This window comes from Spartinivicinus marinus (assembly GCF_026309355.1).
Taxonomy (GTDB): domain Bacteria; phylum Pseudomonadota; class Gammaproteobacteria; order Pseudomonadales; family Zooshikellaceae; genus Spartinivicinus; species Spartinivicinus marinus.
Window position 1 is genome coordinate 166,765 of record NZ_JAPJZK010000001.1, and the last position, 16,506, is coordinate 183,270.

A 16,506-nucleotide genomic window follows, 5' to 3' on the forward strand; every position below is an offset into this window, starting at 1 on the left:
TAACTGCTAATTTATTTATGCAGCCGCTCTGTATTTTAATGAGTCAGTGGGCTCTTGTTTGCCCAAATCTAAACCCGCTAAATGCTTTTTCGAGCGGCGCTCAGGAAGCACACTGATTATTGCAGCGGTAAAGGCTTTCAGTTGCTGTTTTGGTTCATCAGCCGTGACAACTGCTTCTACAGTTTTTATTAGGGCTTCTGTTTTGATTCGCTCAGTCAAACAGCCAACAGGAAGCCCGGGCTGCTTATTTTCAAGGCGGACGGATTGCTCTGGATGTAGCAGTAACATATGGTCGTACAGCAGGCTCATGATCACGCCTCGCGTTGATCCTTCTTCGCCTTGTTGTTTGGCCAATCGGTTCCAGCCAGCATGTTGCTTCCAGTCCTCAATGAAAACCTCAACTAACCATCTCAATGTATAAACCCTAGCAATATCACCATGCCGCCAGGACATGTCGGATGCCACTAGATATCGATAATTTTTTTCTCCCTCATATTTCAAAGCAACCACAAACCGCTTTTTACCATGGGCTTTCACATAAACCCGAGCCGCCAGCATGGTGATTGACTGTGTTTTTTGGCCTCGGATAATTAACTTGGTATCGACGCCTGTTTGGCGTGCAAAGTAATGTGTAAGTCGTACTTTTTTTCCTTGGGAAAGGATTAGTTGATTGGAGCGTAATTGACTCACCACTTGAGCACCACCCGTCGCAATGGAAGCCTTATCCATGAATTCTGCTGTGCTATACAGTGCATCAGCAATGACCGCATTAATCTTTATATCAGAAAATGACAATGAAAATGCTTCAACCATCTCAAGTGCTAAAGCTTGTTTGGTCGGATAATCTGGGTTGGGCTTAGGTTTTTTGGGTCTTTCTTTTCCAGGAATACCCAGCCTCTTTAGGGCTTTATTTTTCTGACGCCAAGCACTTAACGCTGGATCAGGTGTATAAAAGCGAAAAGCAATCGGTAAGGTAGCTACAGGTGTCACCAGTAGCATAAACACTAGCTCTTGCCCTTGAACATAGCCGCCGGATTTTTTATGTTTTATTTTATGCACACCTTTAATACGTCGTGTTCTCTTGGAGCGGACTTTATCACTATCGTCAAAAATGAGTACTCCTCTCGTAATATGATAGTGATTGAGTACTTGTCGGACACTGGCTTGCAACAACAATGACCAGGCAATTTTACTATGGTAAAACATCCAACGTAATTGGTCCTGCTTGAATGCTCCTAAGCTACACCGCTCAAAAACAGCCCAGCAAAATACACCAGTGACACCAATTCCCATCAGCATAATAGTTAACCAGCGACACTGGATACGACTTAATCCAGGAGATTGAAAAGAAACAGTCAAGGTGTCGTTTAGAGTTTGAACAAACTTTATCACATGGGGAATAGGGGTAATCAACACAAGTCGTCATCAAGTCGCTATTGAAATACAAGCGCGATATACTACACCATCACTGGTCTGCAGGTGTCGTGTTGATCGTTCTTTGCTAGGCGAAGAAATGGAGCAATACCTGTAGTCCAGTCTTCTGAATCTCTCTCATCGTGCTAGTCAAGCATTAAAAACTTCGGAATCGAGTTATAGGCATCGTACAGTTGCTTTATTTCGAGCTTGTGGCGTGTCCTCTCAGCTTCTGTTTTACCAGGGTTATACGCTCGCTTCTTCTCGATTTTTTCCATGGCTGTCTTAAAGGTGCCCTCGCTGTCTATTCCTTGGCGGGCTAAGGCAATGTGACCCAGCATCGTATTGGAATAATTAAGGAAAAGTAATTCTGAGTCATTCTCCAGCAAGTCAGCTATTTTATTTTCGTCAAGGTCCACACGACTCTTTAAGCGTGTTGTTTTCCCCTGGTCTTTTTGTTTAATGGCCTTTTGGATTCGTTTAGCAATTTCAGCTGCTTTATTTGCATCAAGACCAAAATCATTAATTAACTGCTCAGAAATATTTTCATTAATGGCTTTATTTAACTGAGGTAAATTAACATTACCTTTTTTTGCCGTGGTAATAATATCGATAAAAGCCCCAGCTAGTTCTAAAGCAGCTTCGCCTTCAACATTATTAAATGCACCAGCTATGGTATGTTGAACTCTGGTGTAACCGGCTTGTTGAATTTGCTGGACTATCTTTGCAGCGCTCCAATGTCGAGGGCTGTAAAACTCATTAAAATCTACCTCCTCAGAGCCCCGCACAGGTACAGCATTCGGTATAGTCTCGTCACCCTGGGGTTTCTTCGCCATAGATAAAATACGCTTGTAGGCGTCTTTCAGCATATCTCCATGGGCTTTTACGTGCACATTATCAATGGCTTCTCCGCGAATATAACGGGTTACCATCTCATTAAAGCGCTCTCTGTGCTGGTGCTTCATACTGGACCCAACAGTAGAAATACCTTCAGCACGTAAAAAGTTATTAAAATGTTGATTGTGGCTTTTATAAAAGGCAACCATAAAACCATCGGTTTTCATACGCTTCCAGACGCTAGCCGCTTCTTTAACTAGCTCGCCTTTCTTTCCGCCTAATGCATCTGACATTAAAGCGGCTGAAAGTCCTCTAACTTCGTCTAAATCTGAGCTTAAATTAATGCCTGCTCTGTCAAAGCGCTGCTTACCAAACTCTGTTCCACGCTCTGCGCCATCTTCAAAAATAGCGGCTATACGTTCGTCTGGAGTTGGAATTGAACCATCTTTATTGAGAAGCTTTTTATATTTATTTTTCCCTGCCTCACTCAATTCACCACCAGCTTGTCGTATTTCTTCAAGTTCTGCTGCTTGCCTAAACTCATCAGCTTTAGCAGCAAACCGCGTACGCCAGCCTGTTATACTAGCTCCCATTAAGAAAGATGCAGCTGAACCAATGAGCACATCAGTAGCATCATAGGTTGGGTCCTGTGATGCAATATAGCCTTCAACTGTCGCTGAGCTTGCCGCTGTAAGAAGACCAGAGGATAAAATACGTTTAAACCGGGTAATTTTATGGGCTGCTAAGAGTGGCGAGGCTAAGCCCTCAGTTGCCACGGCCATTCCCCAAGCGCCAGGGTCAATGATGGAGGCAGCCAAACCAGCACTAATCCCCATAAAGGCACCTTGAGACATTAGCGTTTCTTTTCGTTTTAAGGACTCTAAAATCTCATTCCTAATTTGAAAGGCATGACCACGACTTACCGCACTATTAAATTCGTCGTGTAAATCTTCAGGTATCCCATTAATTAACTGGTCGTATTCTTCCATTGAAGGGACCCACGAGGGGTCTGGTACAAGGTCGTCACGGTTAAGTTGTCTTAATGCATGAGATGAAATCCAGTGCTCGTCAAGTGTGGTAGAAATAAATTCGCTGGTAGAAACGCTGTCCGCTAGCGCATCTTCTTTTTGCTCTATGTAAGCGTTGTACTGCTCGTATTGCCTATCTGAAATAGGCCGCATGGAAGTTATATCAGTGTCGGCTGGTTCACTCAGTTGACCAGGAAAAGTGCTATCGGTCTCGCTGGGGGACGTATCCGTAATTACTAAGCTTTCTTGCTCTTGCTTCAGGTGTGTTATTTTTAATTGCCTCCCTTAATTGGTTTAATTTATCCTGCTTCATTAGTTGAGAAACAGAGTCGTCACCTTGCCCCATCATTTGCTGATAAGAGAAACGGTAAGCCTTGTGGTTATTATCGAAGTAGAGGAAACCAGACTTTTTATCGACCAAACGGAAAAAGCCGCCTTCCATAGGTTCAAGGGCTAACTCTTCATCTGCATCAATAGCAGGATTTTCTTTTTTATAGTGGTCGATTAAATGACGGAAACGTGCAGTGAAATCTGCTTTATCATAATTAAAACCCAATAAACGCTTATTAATTAATTGGCCATCGATAACGTCATAGGTATTTTTTGTTCGATTAACAACAAGCTCTCTAGCTTTGTCCGGCGCTACTTTGCGTTTAATTAAATTGGTATACATAGCCTTCGCAGAAGCTTCAAGACCCGACAACATAGGAGGAGCATCCCCCCAATAAGGCGCCATCTCGCTCTTAATATCTGCTGCCACATCGTTTAACTCATTCCAGGTAGGCACAAGATGTTGTGTGTTTGGGTCATTCTCGACAGCTAAATGTTTATTTAAAGCTTCTTCCATTGTATCGCCTGTTTCCACATAGGCATCAATAGCAGCATAAGCAGTAGCCTCTTCATTGGATAGGTACATATCAACCATACCCATAGCTTCCAACCGCTTATAAAGATTAACCGCTTCCACGGTATTTTTCGGTATGTCTTTTTCAGAGGTTATAACAGCGCCTAATGAGGGAAGACCAGCACGCAAAGTAGACTGATACGGCTTATAAACAATGCCATTTTTCCGTAACTTTACATCGAAAATGTCTTGGCCATGCTTGGACCCGTATTGCTTTATATATTCCTGGCGGCTAAATTGCAGCGCCTTTTGTTGGTCTTTTGGCTGAAGATGTTTAACGTTTTCAGACCCAAAAATAGCGAGGTAATTAAAATTAGTTGCAGCTTCTTCTTGTAGCTTTTTCTGTTGATTTAAATAAGTTTGCACTTGGCCAGCCGTGAAGATGCCTTTAGCAACGTAGGGCTTAAACCAAGAGCGGGTTAGCTGATTTTGAGACATTAGCTTTTCAATTGTAGGCTGTACTTCTAATTGCTTCAGCTGTCGTTCAGCTGGCTGCATAGCTTCAGCTTCAGCCCTTTGTTTCTTCAGGGTTGCCCTGTGACCAACTGAGAGTAGCTCCGAGTTTTCCAGCGCCTTTGCTAAGGCTGGATTCCGTCCATTTAATTCTTGCAACTGAATCGCAAAGCGGCCTACATCTTCCTCGCTCATTGCGATAGCTTCAGATTCACGGGCGTATTTAAATACAGCACCTATTTCTTGGTTATACTGGTCTTGATTTATTTCACCTTTATCAAGCAGAGCACCTAATTCCTCTACCTTTGTTTCAAGGACATTCTGGCCCAGCTCCAGGCGTTGCTTAGCAGCTGCATTTTGCTGGAGTGCACCTAAGTGTCCTGTATTCCAAGCGTCTATTTCTGTATTTATTCGCTCTTTTAAACGACCATGCATAATGCTGCTGAAGTACTTCTTATGTAGTTTGCCTAGTTCTTCTTGATATTGCCCTGCATCACCTAAGCCACCATCAGGCGTGTTATCCAGGTACTCTGAAGCTTCTTTTTTATAAGCACTCATATTTGCCTGAGCTGTTAAGGCTTGTGTTTCAAAGGTGGCTTGCTGCTGTTGGCGTACGGCTCCTGCGAGGCTTTGCGTAAAAGAAGTTAACCCTTGGATTAACGCGTTACTTTGTGGGTCGATTGAACCAGTGACGGGAGCAGCAGAGGCAAAGGAAGTTGTGGGCCTAGCGCTTACCTGTCGTCTATATTGACCACCTCTATCTATTTTTTGTCTTATCATTTAGCTTCCTCCAAAGGAGCCGCCAGCAGAAGAATAGGCACCCATAGCAGCGCTACTTATCTGCAAGGCAGACCCAATACTTTTAGCCATCTTACTTGGCTTATAACTGGCGTGTGACCGTAAGCCGTACCGGGCATTATTCCACAGCGCCTGTCGTTCTCTTTGTCTTTGCCAAGCGGATGACTCTAAATTACTTTCTATCGTGCTAACGTTATTGGCACCTCCTCTAATTATGTCGCTAACAAGGGAGTCGATGGATAGACCAGAAACGCCAGCTTCCGCTGAGCTTACGCGAGCTTCTGCGATACGCTTCTGGGTTTCACGTTTTATTCGTATTTTTTCTTCGGTAGCCGCATCGTCTTCTTCGGCTTCTTGAATATTTAATTGCGAATTCTGATTTTTGTAATCTTCTAATAAGGCTTTATTCTGCCTATTTTGGTTGTGCTCTGCGAGAGCATCTTGAAAAGCGGCTTGCTGGCCTTGCTCATGTATACTATAAGCAGAGGTTACAGCCGCGATTGCTGCGGGAATTGCTGGGTGACACATAAGTTAATTTATTATGGTGAGTTTTTATGACTAAAGAGCATGAGATAAGTAACAAATTATCTGTAGAGACAAGAAGTTTAATTAAAGAGTTATTAGGTAAATTGCAAATAGACATTAGCTCATTAACTTCATTGAGCAGCACAGAGAAGGTAAAAAACAAGCTCTCAGATAGAGCTATAAAAAACATCTCTACAATAAATAAATTACTAGGTAATTCTAAAGGAGACATTATTATAGTTGAATTTGAGACTCCACACGATGTAGTGAACACTATAGATAATCTTGAAGATAAATTAGCGTCAGTAACAGATAAAGTAATCAGCCTATACTCTGACTACGGATGGGCAACTGAAATATTACAGCAAAAAATACAAGATAGTAAGTATCTACATAAGTATAAGTTAACAAAAATAAAATAATAAACTACGAAAAACAAAAAGGATAAAACCAAGCATCTTTAGCTAAATAAGCTTTGGGACCGAACTCCGCACCTAAATACGTTAGCCACTTAATTGCTATAGAGTTATCTTTGTGTACATGATTTTCTAAGTAATAATATTTAGTTAACCAGTCCTGAATATACTTTTTACCAAGCTTACAGAGGTTTTTTCCTTTATTTTCTAATGCTGTACTTCCTAAAAGCCAAGGTACAGCTGTACCGTCATGCTCGCTTATTCCAAACATAGCAATGGGGCTATCATTCTCCCATGCAGTATAACACTCGACACCATGACGCAAGCCGTGTAATAGCGAATCCAAAGGCGTAACCCCAAGAGCTTCTAACTCATCTAAATCTTGTTGTCTCAATCGTGTAGCCAGTAAGTAACAATCACTTTTATCCGCTTGTCGGATTTTTATTGAAGAATGTCTTTTAAAGTTACTAGTTTTCATATTTTATGTTTAAGTTAATATATATGCTGCACATATGGCATAGATATATTGCAACAATTGCAGGAGAGGTATAGTCGTATGTCATTTACATTTCACTGCAGAGTAATTGGAGAAACACTAATCGCTTGTATAACTGGGAACTTAGTTGCAGGAAACAGATTCAGTCTAAGCAAAAAGTTAAGCAAACGGATTAGTCAGGATAATGCCAATGTGATTTTAGATATGTCAGGAATTGAGCACATTGACTCTATGGGTATGGGTGATTTAGCTGTAATAAGCTCAATAGTTAAAAAACATTGCGGCCACTTAACAATCATTAGCCCTAAACTAGAGGTTACGGAATTAATAAATAATGCTCTTTTAGGCAAGCATGTTGAAATAAAGGAAGCTGTAGACGTTTAGCTAATTAAATGCGTTGATTCCTTTTGTAAAATCGAGCTGTCCACTGTGCCGCCTGAAATGTGAGTGGTAAATGTGAATCAGAGTGAAGCGCTATTTTTACCTTGCTTGCTTCAGACTGGATATTAAAAGAGAACTTGCCGCTTTCTATGGGCACCCGTGAAATACGGTTTCTAGTGGACCCAATAAGGCGACCTGTAAATGTGTAGCTTTGCTCTGGTCTGGCTTCAGGCTCCACGAATGCCTGAAAGAACCCACTGTCAACGTAGGACACCGTAAAGCGCTTAAGCTGCAAACGGCCCTCTAAAATAGCCACCTTATTTCCATCAGTCGCTACCTGCTCAGAAAAGAGATAATAAAAGCGGTAAGGTATGCCAATGTAGCAGTCCTGCTTAGCGCCACCAGCAAAGAATGCAGTTAACCTGTCGCCTTCATAAATGTTGCCCTCAATATCTACGGCTCGTGTCCTGTTATCCTGATATGGCCTGTTGTCACCTTTAGGAATAAAACAGCGGCGGTCTAAGTTAATCTCTGTTGGGAACGAGCGAGACTCTGGCTCATTGACCTTGGTTAACGTGATACGCTCCAAGCAAACGCCATCAGCTCTATCGACCACAAGCACTATATTGGACTCCATAAAAGAAGCTGCCAGAATAACGCCGTCTACCTCCCAGCGGGACCAGCTACTTTGTAATTTCTCGTTCCCTTGCCAGTAGTAGTTATATACGTAGAGTGAGCTTGGGTCCTGGTCTGTAACTGTGAGTAGCATATCCTCATTTGAAGAAGCCGACAGGTGCCTTACGCTGCCTTTAATATACGTCGGGCAATGTGAAGTTATATCAGCAGCGTCATTAACCTTACTTTCAGGGTCCACGTAATATTCCCTTATACCTGCTGCATTACCACGTCTTGTTGAAAAATAAACGTTTTTTCCGGCTCCTACAGGCTTAGCTTTAAGCTCACACTCAAAACGTGTTGTAACATCGACAGAAACTTCTTCTGCTGTTAATCGGTCTTGCCCACGAATAATAAATTGGGTTAAATCTGAGAATAATAAAAGAGTCTCATTAAAAGGGACTGCATGACGTAATAAGGATACTGTGTCATTGGTTACAGCAATATCTATGGGGTTTGTGTCCAGCATTTGCACCACGGTTGCCGGGTAAAAATTATAATAGGACCCAAGCTCACTAAAGATAATATTTTCATCTGAGAGTAAGCCAAGCCTATTTTTAAAAAAGAAAATGTCACTGAGGGGTTTATTGATAAAGGATGGTTCAGGTGCTGTATCCTCATCACCAGCCTTTCTTGCGTCCCAATCGATAGCTTCAAAAGTAAAAGAGCCATCAGCATTGGACACTAAACGGTGAGGCATAGTTTGTGGTGAAGGTCGCCTATTTAATCCTGGCTTAGCTACTTCAACCCATGAGCCCGACGTTCTTTCTCCTTTAGTATTTTCTTGATACTGCACATAATAATCATCATCAGCAATACCATTTTCACCAGCTACTTTAATTGTGAAGCCGTGGAAACATGTAGCAGGTAAATGGGTAAACGATTGGACACGTCCTTTACAAGCAAAAATAGCTTTATCACCTAAACTGTCGCTACAAGTTAACGTAAAGTCTGCGTTAGCATTTTTTGCAGTAATTGATATGACATTATCTTTTTGTGCCACTGTAAAAGAAGCACTTAGTTTTTTACTTAACTGTGAATACAGTCCTTCAGTAATCGCTACAGTAGAAATTTCCGTTCTATTTTTATCGCTTGTTTTAACTTGTCCTTGAAGAACACCATTAATATTAACATTATATGTTGTCCCGTAGTCGCCCACACGAACATGCACAATACCCATTTTATTTGTAGGCGTTGGCGCTGGAAGAATATCTCCTCCTTCACTCCTATACCCAATTAGGCGAGTACTTGTCGTGCTCCTGACAATGCCGCTAATACGTGAATAAGTACACCTTGGGTTTGTCTTCTCTGTAATCCTCTCGACGCCCTCCCGCTTATCTCTGTAATACGTGCGGGTATCCCAAGTGAGGTAACTTGTAGCACTCTCGTCGGCTACTGGGAACGGCTGCTGGCCGCTATTTAAAGGTATTTCGACAGCATGGCCGTTATTAACTACGTGAAGCCCTGTGTCATCTCTAAGCTTAGCTGCAAGGTATGAGGCGAAACCAGAAGCTCCACCATTCTCGGCTGAGTAAGAATAAGTACGGCCACCTACACGACATTTATAAAGTGACCAACAACGAAACCATTTTTCCCTTTTCCACAGCTCATCTTTGTAAGCTGGCACGATAGGCGTAATTGTTATTGTTTGGTATCGCTGGTTAACCGGCGTGAGCTTTATATTCTTTGTTGGGTCATAACTTCTGACTATACGCTCTTTGTTAACTATAAAGGTGTAGTCGGCTACTGTGACAGCTGAAAAGGCTGTTGCTGGGTCATGTGCTTTTAAATAAGTTACGCCACTTGGCTTTTTAACTGTCCGCTCTTTTCCGTTTAAATCAAAAACACGAATATCACCGTTAGCAATGACAGCAATATATTTTTCCCATTTATCTCTGTTTATTGTGTGGATAAAAGAGCCGGTAAAACTAGAGCTAGATATTCTTGCTAAGTGCTCCGTTGGTGGTCTTTTTTGCAGCCCATAGACTACACTAGATAGGCCATTTATCTGTTCCTCACATTGGGTCGGCAAACGGATTCCCGGCGGTTGCTGCGAGACTCCATTAATTAAGTTAGGTATTGGTTTTTCAATTAGCACTAAAATAAATCCCGTTGTAAGTCATACCTCATCGGTCCGTGGAATATGTTGTATTTTTCAGTGTCTACTTCATCTAAGAAGAGTCTTCTTGCTTCTTCCTCGTCTTGCTTTTGGTAGCCGTGTAAATCATTAGCACCTATTATTCTGTCTTGGAAAATTCGAGCAGCTTTAAGCGTGATATAATTACGCGTTGTGACTGTCAGTTCATCAAAGGGAATCTTCAGGACTAAGTTAACTACGACACTTGCTGAAAAGGTAAATGACTGTTCTTTGCTGTTATAAAGTTTGCGTCCTCTTTGTTTCACATAACCGTTATCAATGAGAGGACCACACACTTTTAAGGTGTTGTCAGGTAAGTGGATTATTCCGTCGATATCTCTTGCTAATCTAAAATTCTTCTCAGTATTGAAAGGATAGCCAATTGCCTGTATCTTTTCATTTTGTTTATCCAGTAAGTCGAGTGCTGTAGCTGCTTCAAGAAAGCCACTGCCTAATGAAGTGACTGGGCTTTCGCCTATTGATTGCAGCATTTCATTTACTGCGCTTAAAACAATTATGCTCATGTTATAAATAAGAAGTAAAAGTAAATAAAGGGGGAGCTAAGTACTCCCCCGATTTAGTATTTATTTTTTCAAAATTGTCATGGCACACGCTGGGCGTAAGATGTTATGACCCATAGCGTACTCAGCGACAAAGAACCAGCCACGCCGAGATACCTGCTTCTCACTATCTGTCTGTAAATCAAATAATTTCACAGTACATACAGCACTTGGTGACATAACAATAGCTGCGACTTTTGAATAATCACCACGATATGCATCAGGACGAACGCGAGACTCTGGTGTACCTACTAAGCCTGCTGTCTCGTTAGTGTTTGGCAGATTATTACTCATGTACAACTTAAAACCTGCTAACTCTGCCACATGGCCTTTAGCTACAGAGCCTTCTCCACCTACATCACGATTAATATGGATTAGCTTAGAGATATCTGTGTCATTAAACAGTGCGTAGTACGTGGTTGGATTCATAATACAGTAAGCTTCTTCTGTAACGTCTTTTAATGCTCGTTCTTCAGCTGCTTGCATTAAAGCGTTAAAGATTTTTGAACCCACTTTTTCATCTCCTGCTTTTGCGAAGGTAATATTATTTGTAAATGTTTCACCTTCAACAGGAGTAAGGCCAGCAGCAACACATTGTTCTTCATTTGTGATTGCTGCTGCTTTACACGCCATTCGTAAAATATTTTGGTCAGCTGCATTAGCTAAGGCGTGAGCACACTCTGAAGAGTAAGTAGCTCGTACATCATAATGATTCATTGCCTCGTCTAAGTTATCAATAAAGACTGGACTTATTAGCAGCTCATCGATTGTAACTGTACGTTTAGCGTGAGCAATTGAGTCTGCTTGAATCTCGTGCCCTGGGACGTGGTACTTAGCACCAGTAGTGCCTACTAAGGGGAAGGACCAAGACCGGCCACCTTTAATTGTTTTGACCTTGTGCTTGTCCATCATGATATTTTTCTTTTTGAAGGTTTTTATTACTTCACCAGCAAAAAGTTCTTCAAACAGCTCTCGTTTATCGCCTGATTTATTTTGTTGTCCAGTGAAAGAAACTGTTTGTGCTAAAGGAAAGTTTGAATTTGTTGTCATTTTGCTCCATTGCGGAAAAGGTGGTGTCGCTCGAATGGCAACACCGAAGATTGTTTAGGAAGGGTAAAATAAAGAAGGGCGGGATTAACGTGCGTTTATTGTTCGCATCATTTTTGCTTCAACTTCTTTTGTGTAAGTCTCATTAACGCCGTAGCGTGGGTCTGACATTGCCTCTTGGACATCATCTTGTGAATGGAAAATATCAGTAGTGACTTGAGGCTGTGTCCCGCTATACGACGTTATTTGCATTGAACCATTTTGTGATTCGTATTGTGCCTTGAGGCCATTTAAAGCTAACGAGAGTTGGCTCATGTCTCCATTAGCTGCTATTTCATTAAAGGAATTAATGTCCTCTTCTTTCAAGTGTTGACCAGCCCAGGATAAAAGCTGGTTTAAATTTTCTTCACCTCCAACTGTGTTATATAAAGCCTGCATTTGTAATTCTTCAGTAGCACGCAAGCCCTCTATATGAGCATCAACAATTTCTGGAGGAAAACCAGCAGCCTCTAGCTTTTGGTAGCTTTCATCAGATAATTTACCACCAGCCTCGTATTCACTTTGAAATACATTAAAATCAAGACCAGCCTGTTCAACGAGGTTTTTAACTTGCTCCTCGTCAACGTCAGCTTTTGGTTGGTCTTCGGGTTTTGCTTCAGGTTCAGCTTGAGGCGGGTCTTGTGGTATATCTTGTTGACTTTCTTGCGGCTGTGTTTCGGTTACTTCTGTTTCTTGTTCCTGTGTTTTATTTTCTTGTTCGTTTACGTCCAAATATTATTCTCCTTTAGTTAAATTATTTGCTACAGGACCAGCAGCATTAAGTGCCGCCTGCTGCATCATTTGTTGGCTCATTGCCTCTTGCTGTTGCTTAGCTTCTTCTGCTTTCTGGTCTGCACTCTTAATTAAGCCTTTTGTGTCTATGCCTATGGATGCCGCAAGACGTGCCATGTAATCGTTAAGATTTAATTCACGCGCTATGGTTTCTTGTCCTAAAACTTCAAGATAACGCAAGAATGTGGTTAATTTATCTAAGTCTTGACCACGACCTAACGCTTCAATACCTGTCGTTACAAATGGACGCACCTTGTCAAAAAGCGGAGGTATTTTGTCTTTCCGTTGTAACCGTTTAAGAATTATTTTAACGATAGGTAATTGGAATTCCTGGCTTAATATCGAATAGACACCACCTAGCGCCGTTTCTAATTCTTGAGCCATAAAGCGGATTTCTTCAGCAGTTACCCGTTCAGCGTCTCGCTGCACACTGCTATTCATTAGGAAAGCTGCTGCTATGCGCTGGGTTAACTGCTGCACTGTGTCAGAAGCAACACGAAAATCAGCAAACTTATTTAATTGCAGGACACCAACATCGTTAACGTCACCTCTTACTGTTTCTCCGTTGGGGGCTTCCTGTATATCTTTACGCTTGGTAACTGCATCAGGACGCACAAAAAGAAGAACTTTAGAAGCCGCAACAGAGCCCTCTACAATAGCTTTGCTTAACTTTTCTAAGCTATGTAAATCACCGTAGTACTGCTCAGCATAAGAGCGACCATAAGACTCTCCATCAACTGTGGTAAAGCGTAAAGGTAGCCAAGGGGAACCATCAAGCGGGAATATAGCTCTTGTATTAGGTAGTTCTTTTCCGTTAATTTCTTCATACGACACCCACTGATTTTTTACTCGTTTAATATGACGATATAAGTTAAGTGTTTTCTGGTTTGACAACTCCTCCTTTTTATCTGCATTGCCTTCTGCCAGATACATCAGGACTTTTTCTGGCAGCACAGAAGGGCTCAGGGTTTCGTGCGTAATTATTTCAAGCACATTGCCTAGTGGGTCCCGCGAGATAACATAAGATGATAGGTGAAAGACACGCGTCTTATTATCTTTTGGGTCCATATAGAGCAAAGCATTCCCTGTGCCAACTAAGTGTTTAAGGGCTTCATAGCAGGCGACACGTAAAGCCATTTGCTCTATTTCGTCCATCACCTGTCTTTCAATCGCTGAAAGTGCCTGCTCAACTTTGCCTTTGTCTCCTGCGTTTACCTCTTTCATTACTTCGTCATCTACTTTTAATCTAAAAAAGGGAGCATTAGGTGGCAGCAAGGTTAACAGGAAACGAGCAGCTAAATAGTTAAGCGCACGAGCGCCAATTGACTGATAAGGCGTTGCGTAATTTGTGTGACCTGTGGCTCCCTCCGGGGGAACTAAGGTTGGAATGGTTAGCTCTGCACATTTACGTGCTCTTTCGAGAAAGGGACCTCGCTCTGTTTTTAATTTTTCGTATCTTCCTTTAGCTGTACTTTTATTTAACTCCAAGGGCTAACCTGCATTAATATTTAAGCCAGCACCAGAGCCACCTACGCGAGTCGCCCGATTAATTCGTAATGATGACCGTCCACTTTTCTTTTTCGCTTTTTTAGCTGATGGACTCTGAGCGCTACCCTTGTCGGGTGTAGCTATCTGAGCGGGAGCTGGAGCGGGTTCTGGGGGAGGTGGAGGCGGCGGTGTAGGTGGTGGTTGCTGGGGGATTTTGGGGCGTCTTGATGAACACATTACTTCTGGTAAGCTCCCTCCTCTTGGTCTTTAAGTCCGAATACAAGTGCATCTATTGTATGTCTAGCACCAGCGGCATACATAATGTCTGCAATACTATCGCTAGGCTGTGGTGTGTTGAATTTAAACTCTTTATCTAAGAAGTGAATTAATTCTTTATGCTTAATTAGGTCTATTTCGTCCATTAATCAGCCTTTTCGTCAACGACTAGAATGCAGGTTAAGTATGCTTTACGCCCATTAGGTAGGGTGTAAGTAAAAATAGTTTTATCTTCTTCTCTTGCAAGGAAGTAGTTAATAACTGTTTCAATAGCTTTTTTCATTAATCAGCTCTCCTCACGATGAAAGTTTCCACTGAGCCGTCTTCAAGAAACCGTTTAAGTTCCATTGTGTCTTGTATTCGTAGAGTCTCAGAAATTAACGTTAGGTAATCCAGTGCTGTTATTTTGGGTTCTTTGTCTTTCTTTTTCTTCTTAGCCATTGTTATCCTCCAGTTTATCTAAGCAATGAAGGGCATGTATGGTGTAGTGAGCTATCTTCAGTAAGTCCTGTCTATTCTTACCGTCCTTTTTCCCAAAGCGGTCAGCGTACTTCACAATGTTACTTAATGTGTAATGTAGACCACGTTGGGCATCTGCGAAAATAAGTTCTGCTGTTTGTACGCCTTTTGATGCATAGTGCTGGCTGTAGGTACTGTCGACGTATTGCTCTAGTTCTTTGAAGTAATCAGGTTCATTAAACTTATATTGAATAGCTTTTTCCACAGTAGCTTCACTTGAAGTATTTTCGCTTATCGTTTCAAAGTGACCAGAGAAATATATACCTTCACCTTCTAAATGGACGGCGCGCGGAGAAGTATCAGCCACCTTATAAACACGGTTACGGTGCAAGCTTGGTGTTATACCTTCCCGATAAGCGTTATCAAAATATGAATCTTTTGGTGCAACGACATCGCCAATATTAAAGTTCAAGCTTCTTTCTTCTCCTGAGTTGCAATTAAATAAATAATACCGCCAGTAATAAATGTCACACAAAAATCAATTAAGAATAATTCCATAGTTTTACTTCCTTATTTTTAAAATTATAATCACATGCTCTTAGTATCCGAGCACACCGGGCTTGAATTAAGGCGGCCTCCTCACTTAATCCAGCTTTTTCGTAGCAAGACACAACAGTTTCCCAGAGAGAGATAGAAGGAACTTTTTGCCACCTTATTTCTGTGGTCCCCTTGCGTAGACCTGATTTAAATGTGTGCTCGTAAGGCTCAAACTTTAAGCCACCTTTAAGCAGCTCTTTTGCTAGTCCCTCACCAACGCCTGGGCAGCCTGGGTAACCGTCGGCTACGTCTCCTGTGAGCACCTGTTGCATAAAGTACAGCTCTGCGTCTTCTTCACTATTAAAGGTTGGTTCAAGGTCTCTGTTGGGATTAAATAGATATACGCCACCTATGGTACGCATATCCTTATCCTCGGACACAATAACTTTAGATGCTCCAGGCTTGTACTTAGGCCACGTTGCCAAAATGCCCATTACATCATCAGCTTCTAGCGTTGGCCGCTGGAAGGTTTCGTAATTATCTTTAACGTACTCAACGATACCAGCATAAGCACACGGCTTTTGTACTTCTTTTCGGTTACTTTTATATTCTGGATAAATAGATTTACGAAAGTTTTCTGCGTCCGTTAGGCACATAATTACTTCGTCTACTTGGCAAGCCTTGATAATGTAATCTACTTTACCTTCAAATATGGACCGAACAGTGTTGAAGTCCGCATGATAAGTCCACCAATCGTTGCCCCAATTGATAGCTGTCTGAGCGGCTGAGGAAGCCTGAAAACAAAGTATATCTGTGTCGAGGAGTCCTACTTTTTTAGAACTCAAATGTTAAGCTCCTATCTGTAACGTCATAATAAAGTTTATCTGTTACACATGAAGCAAGCTTTTCAAAGTCCTTGCTGTATAACATGGTGTCGTTAGGTATTTCGTTCTCTATTATAAATTGCTTGAGGTCACCAACGGTAATTACATCCTTTGTTGTCAATTCAATCATTTATTTTTCCTCTCATTAAAATTCAAAAGCTAAGGCTGTTTCTTCTGTGTCGTAGAAAGCGTTAGTTGCGTTTAATCGCCCTGAGCCACAATATGGCTTCTGACTGTCTTCTATTTGTAGCAGCGCATAATCAGGCACTTTATTTTTTTCAAGAAAGTCTTTTAGTTCACCTACAGTAATCCGAGAGTTATTGCGTAAATATTTAGTCATTTTTACCCTTGTTATTTTCTA

Annotated in this window: 18 protein-coding genes; 2 read left to right on the forward strand and 16 right to left on the reverse strand. The window is 41.7% G+C overall.

All coding sequences use genetic code 11. From position 1 onward, the window contains the following. Positions 1–15 precede the first annotated feature (15 nt). From OQE68_RS00750 to OQE68_RS00765, 4 genes are all read right to left on the reverse strand, one after another. The gene (locus OQE68_RS00750; protein ID WP_266195417.1) at positions 16–1,416 is read right to left on the reverse strand and encodes a transposase; all 1,401 of its coding nucleotides are present in this window, start codon (positions 1,414–1,416) and stop codon (positions 16–18) included. Positions 1,417–1,559: 143 nt separating this feature from the next. Beyond that, on the reverse strand, positions 1,560–3,431 hold the full coding sequence (locus tag OQE68_RS00755; protein ID WP_266195418.1) for a hypothetical protein: 1,872 nt from the start codon (positions 3,429–3,431) through the stop codon (positions 1,560–1,562). A 49-nt stretch (positions 3,432–3,480) separates the two neighbouring features. Then, positions 3,481–5,415 carry a hypothetical protein gene (locus OQE68_RS00760; protein WP_180571601.1) on the reverse strand — a complete coding sequence of 645 codons (1,935 nt, stop codon included), beginning with the start codon at positions 5,413–5,415 and terminating at the stop codon, positions 3,481–3,483. Further along, positions 5,416–5,961, reverse strand: a complete 546-nt coding sequence (locus tag OQE68_RS00765; RefSeq protein ID WP_180571602.1) for a virion core protein, T7 gp14 family — start codon at positions 5,959–5,961, stop codon at positions 5,416–5,418. It lies immediately after the preceding gene. A 26-nt stretch (positions 5,962–5,987) separates the two neighbouring features. On the opposite strand from OQE68_RS00765, the gene OQE68_RS00770 reads away from it, so the two are divergent. Next, positions 5,988–6,380 carry a hypothetical protein gene (locus tag OQE68_RS00770; RefSeq protein ID WP_180571603.1) on the forward strand — a complete coding sequence of 131 codons (393 nt, stop codon included), beginning with the start codon at positions 5,988–5,990 and terminating at the stop codon, positions 6,378–6,380. Between the two features lie 4 nt (positions 6,381–6,384). On the opposite strand, the gene OQE68_RS00775 is transcribed toward OQE68_RS00770, so the two are convergent. After that, a complete protein-coding gene (locus tag OQE68_RS00775) occupies positions 6,385–6,852 on the reverse strand; it encodes a hypothetical protein (protein WP_180571604.1) in 468 nt (155 codons plus the stop codon). Positions 6,853–6,930: 78 nt separating this feature from the next. Between OQE68_RS00775 and OQE68_RS00780 the strand changes: the two genes are divergently transcribed. Next, on the forward strand, positions 6,931–7,254 hold the full coding sequence (locus OQE68_RS00780; protein ID WP_180571605.1) for an STAS domain-containing protein: 324 nt from the start codon (positions 6,931–6,933) through the stop codon (positions 7,252–7,254). A gap of 4 nt (positions 7,255–7,258) precedes the next feature. Here OQE68_RS00780 and OQE68_RS00785 read toward each other — a convergent pair whose 3' ends face one another. The 11 genes from OQE68_RS00785 to OQE68_RS00835 form a co-directional block, all read right to left on the reverse strand. After that, a complete protein-coding gene (locus OQE68_RS00785; RefSeq protein ID WP_266195419.1) occupies positions 7,259–10,024 on the reverse strand; it encodes a phage nozzle protein in 2,766 nt (921 codons plus the stop codon). After that, positions 10,024–10,587: a phage tail tubular protein A gene (locus OQE68_RS00790; protein ID WP_266195420.1), complete on the reverse strand. Its 564-nt coding sequence runs from the start codon at positions 10,585–10,587 to the stop codon at positions 10,024–10,026. The genes OQE68_RS00785 and OQE68_RS00790 overlap by 1 nt, the downstream gene beginning before the upstream one ends. Before the next feature lie 60 nt (positions 10,588–10,647). Continuing rightward, on the reverse strand, positions 10,648–11,673 hold the full coding sequence (locus tag OQE68_RS00795) for a major capsid protein (protein WP_180571852.1): 1,026 nt from the start codon (positions 11,671–11,673) through the stop codon (positions 10,648–10,650). An 84-nt stretch (positions 11,674–11,757) separates the two neighbouring features. Then, on the reverse strand, positions 11,758–12,441 hold the full coding sequence (locus OQE68_RS00800; protein ID WP_180571853.1) for a capsid assembly protein: 684 nt from the start codon (positions 12,439–12,441) through the stop codon (positions 11,758–11,760). Positions 12,442–12,444: 3 nt separating this feature from the next. Then, complete coding sequence (locus tag OQE68_RS00805) at positions 12,445–13,989, reverse strand: portal protein (protein WP_266195421.1); 1,545 nt, start codon at positions 13,987–13,989, stop codon at positions 12,445–12,447. 3 nt (positions 13,990–13,992) lie between these two features. Next, positions 13,993–14,226 carry a hypothetical protein gene (locus OQE68_RS00810; protein ID WP_266195422.1) on the reverse strand — a complete coding sequence of 78 codons (234 nt, stop codon included), beginning with the start codon at positions 14,224–14,226 and terminating at the stop codon, positions 13,993–13,995. Continuing rightward, positions 14,226–14,411 carry a hypothetical protein gene (locus tag OQE68_RS00815; RefSeq protein ID WP_180572060.1) on the reverse strand — a complete coding sequence of 62 codons (186 nt, stop codon included), beginning with the start codon at positions 14,409–14,411 and terminating at the stop codon, positions 14,226–14,228. Before OQE68_RS00815 ends, OQE68_RS00810 begins: the two co-directional genes overlap by 1 nt. After that, positions 14,411–14,548 (reverse strand): hypothetical protein, encoded by a 138-nt coding sequence (locus OQE68_RS00820; RefSeq protein ID WP_180572059.1) that lies wholly within the window; start codon positions 14,546–14,548, stop codon positions 14,411–14,413. Before OQE68_RS00820 ends, OQE68_RS00815 begins: the two co-directional genes overlap by 1 nt. A gap of 150 nt (positions 14,549–14,698) precedes the next feature. Further along, positions 14,699–15,196, reverse strand: a complete 498-nt coding sequence (locus OQE68_RS00825) for a DUF3310 domain-containing protein (protein WP_266195423.1) — start codon at positions 15,194–15,196, stop codon at positions 14,699–14,701. Between the two features lie 70 nt (positions 15,197–15,266). Continuing rightward, on the reverse strand, positions 15,267–16,106 hold the full coding sequence (locus OQE68_RS00830) for a hypothetical protein (protein ID WP_266195424.1): 840 nt from the start codon (positions 16,104–16,106) through the stop codon (positions 15,267–15,269). A 184-nt stretch (positions 16,107–16,290) separates the two neighbouring features. Then, on the reverse strand, positions 16,291–16,485 hold the full coding sequence (locus OQE68_RS00835) for a hypothetical protein (RefSeq protein WP_180571943.1): 195 nt from the start codon (positions 16,483–16,485) through the stop codon (positions 16,291–16,293). Positions 16,486–16,506 lie beyond the last annotated feature (21 nt).

Excerpts from the sequence above, each read along its gene's own strand:
- OQE68_RS00790 (WP_266195420.1), bottom strand. The coding sequence starts at position 10,587 with ATGAGCATAATTGTTTTAAGCGCAGTAAATGAAATGCTGCAATCAATA.
- OQE68_RS00770 (WP_180571603.1), top strand. The coding sequence starts at position 5,988 with ATGACTAAAGAGCATGAGATAAGTAACAAATTATCTGTAGAGACAAGA.
- OQE68_RS00760 (WP_180571601.1), bottom strand. The coding sequence starts at position 5,415 with ATGATAAGACAAAAAATAGATAGAGGTGGTCAATATAGACGACAGGTA.
- OQE68_RS00835 (WP_180571943.1), bottom strand. The coding sequence starts at position 16,485 with ATGACTAAATATTTACGCAATAACTCTCGGATTACTGTAGGTGAACTA.
- OQE68_RS00815 (WP_180572060.1), bottom strand. The coding sequence starts at position 14,411 with ATGGACGAAATAGACCTAATTAAGCATAAAGAATTAATTCACTTCTTA.
- OQE68_RS00780 (WP_180571605.1), top strand. The coding sequence starts at position 6,931 with ATGTCATTTACATTTCACTGCAGAGTAATTGGAGAAACACTAATCGCT.
- OQE68_RS00765 (WP_180571602.1), bottom strand. The coding sequence starts at position 5,961 with ATGTGTCACCCAGCAATTCCCGCAGCAATCGCGGCTGTAACCTCTGCT.
- OQE68_RS00775 (WP_180571604.1), bottom strand. The coding sequence starts at position 6,852 with ATGAAAACTAGTAACTTTAAAAGACATTCTTCAATAAAAATCCGACAA.
- OQE68_RS00820 (WP_180572059.1), bottom strand. The coding sequence starts at position 14,548 with ATGAAAAAAGCTATTGAAACAGTTATTAACTACTTCCTTGCAAGAGAA.
- OQE68_RS00755 (WP_266195418.1), bottom strand. The coding sequence starts at position 3,431 with ATGCGGCCTATTTCAGATAGGCAATACGAGCAGTACAACGCTTACATA.
- OQE68_RS00795 (WP_180571852.1), bottom strand. The coding sequence starts at position 11,673 with ATGACAACAAATTCAAACTTTCCTTTAGCACAAACAGTTTCTTTCACT.
- OQE68_RS00810 (WP_266195422.1), bottom strand. The coding sequence starts at position 14,226 with ATGTGTTCATCAAGACGCCCCAAAATCCCCCAGCAACCACCACCTACA.